We start from the raw sequence: 2511 nt of genomic DNA, 5'->3' as shown, positions 1-2511 counted from the left end.
GCATATCCACTGTTATTTTTTGGTGAGGATAGGCATTGTTAATCATATCAATGTTGGCAACGGTGGTCACCGCCATGCCGAGTGAGTGTAACCGATCATTTTGTAGGATGCTTTCTTTTAAAGAGGGTATGTCTTTTATATAATTATTCTTTATTGCCATCTGGAACAACCGCGTTTCCATTTCCCTGATGTTAAGTTCCAAGGGGACATTGGTTATGGCATGGCACGAATCCAAAAGCAAATGACCTTTTTTGGCGGTTTTATCTGTATCCAGGCCATGACATCCATTTGATGATGTGGTTGGTTGAATTGTTCCGAACATAAATATGATCCTTATATTTATTCAAGTACCATTGAGGGAAATAGTGTGAGATATTGAACGTTGTACGATATTAAACGTATAAAATATGAACGGCCATGGGTGTTAGCGTTTTATTTAATATTGATTAATCTACGGGGTAAAGTTTGGGCATAGTGCCATGTTTACTGAACTGAAATCGGTGCTCCGTGGGCAGTCCTCGTGGTCAATACTAAATAAACGTTTTTTTTGATATGCTTACCTGTGTTGTTGTGATGCAGGTAAGCTGACGTAGATAAGATAATCAACTCTAGTATTGCGCTAATTCATTACGAAGTTCCCAAACGGTTAAGAATTTATTCATTGATGTGTCGTTAATAGCGGTGGGGTTAGTGCTGTTTTTTCTCATTTTTTCCCCGAGATGCAACAATTGCGCATAACTTATCTTGTCGACTGATGTTTCCTGTGATGCAAGAAACTCAGAAATAAAGTTACTTCCACGCAAAAGATAAGCATCATCATGCGTGAAGTTTCTTTTTCTATCGACGGGGAGCGCTTCGCAGATGTTTTTTATTTTCTCTGTAAAAGCGAAACCCAACGTTGGGTTTTTCTCGGTAACGGGCGAAATTTTTTTGGTAACCTGCTCTAATGCTGTGACGGCAAATCCGATATTACGAAGGCGCTCCCTCTGATTTTTCTGGACGCCCGGTGTATTACATAAAACATCGTCGACAAGGAGGTCATACTTTATTGATATTTCTTTTGCTTTTGTTTTGATGTCATTGCTCGAGTTTTCGGTAAAGCTGATAGATCTATAGAGGCTATTTTCAGGTGCGGATTTCCTGGTTGCTTGATCTGTGGTATTTACGTTGATGATTGGTGGTGAGTAAATTTTTAAGATCATTGATAATGTCCTTCAGTGCCGTGCAGGGGCGTGAAATTATCATCTCAAGAGGGCGCTCACAATAAAAAAACAGGCATTATTCCTTTCTGGCGATGACAGGTGTCGATAAATGTTATCTCACCGGTCACCTGTGTTCTTAATACGGTAGAGGTTATTCCGCCAAAAAACCTTCCAGCAAAGAATTTAAAAACAGCTTGCCGTGTTCGGTAACCTGCCAGTGAGTAGCGGTTTCCGTCAGGTAACCTTGCGCCACCGCCCAGTCTATTTGTGGGCGCACCACGCTTTCTGCCAGGCCGGTGTAGCCACTGAACTCACTGCGCGGCGCGGGTTCCAGCAGTCGGAAGCGGTTCATAAAGAATTCGAACGGCAGATCTTCCGCTTGCACCGCATTGCGCTGGTCCAGGTAAGTGCCGCGCATATAGCCGCGCGGATGGCGGGTTTTGACGGTTCTCAGAATACTTCCGTCATCACGGGTGATCTTGCCATGCGCGCCACACCCTATCCCCAGATAATCGCCAAAACGCCAATAGTTGAGGTTGTGCTGACATTGATAGCCGGGTTTGGCGTAGGCAGAGGTTTCATACTGCTGATAGCCTGCGGCCGTGAGCAGCGCATGTCCCTGCGCGAAAATATCCCACAGCGCGTCATCATCGGGCAGCACCGGCGGGCGCGAACCGAACAGGGTATTCGGCTCAATCGTCAATTGATACCACGACAGATGCGGTGGATTGAGTGCTATCGCCTGACGCAAATCGTCCAGCGCTTCTTCCAGCGTCTGATCTGGCAGGCCGTGCATCAGGTCCAGATTGAAACTGCGCAGTCCAAGACCGGCCGCCAGATGCGCGGCCCGCTTGGCCTCTTCCGGGCCGTGGATGCGCCCGAGACGCGTCAGTTTTTCCGGACTGAAGCTTTGCACGCCAATCGAAATACGATTAATTCCCGCGCGCTGGTAGCCGCTGAAGCGATCGGCTTCTACCGTGCCGGGGTTGGCTTCCATGGTGATCTCGGCATCAGCGCTAAGCGGCAGACGGGCGCGCACGCCATCGAGCAGCGCCTGCATGCCTTCAGCGCTCAGCAGGCTGGGCGTGCCGCCGCCAATAAAGATTGAACTGAGAGCCCGGTTGCCGCTCAGTGGCAGATCCGCATCCAGATCGGCCAATAAGTGATCCACATATTCCTGATGCGGCACCTCGCCCTTGAGAGCGTGGGAGTTAAAATCGCAGTACGGGCATTTTTGCACACACCAGGGAATGTGAATGTAAAGGCTGAGCGGCGGTAGTTTATGCATGACGCAGCGCATCCAGCAGTA

The 2511-nt window shown here is 48.1% G+C and carries 3 protein-coding genes; all 3 read right to left on the bottom strand.

The features are described from left to right. Positions 1-322: hypothetical protein (locus J5224_RS24880; protein WP_264627892.1), on the bottom strand; the 322-nt coding region annotated here is incomplete at its 3' end. A 286-nt stretch (positions 323-608) separates the two neighbouring features. Then, complete coding sequence (locus J5224_RS24875; RefSeq protein WP_264627891.1) at positions 609-1202, bottom strand: hypothetical protein; 594 nt, start codon at positions 1200-1202, stop codon at positions 609-611. 151 nt (positions 1203-1353) lie between these two features. Continuing rightward, positions 1354-2490, bottom strand: a complete 1137-nt coding sequence (hemW, locus tag J5224_RS24870; protein ID WP_264627893.1) for a radical SAM family heme chaperone HemW — start codon at positions 2488-2490, stop codon at positions 1354-1356. Positions 2491-2511 lie beyond the last annotated feature (21 nt).

The organism is Candidatus Symbiopectobacterium sp. NZEC135, from assembly GCF_025962695.1.
Note: the sequence above shows the minus strand (reverse complement) of the source record. Positions and strands in the feature narration are given on the sequence as shown.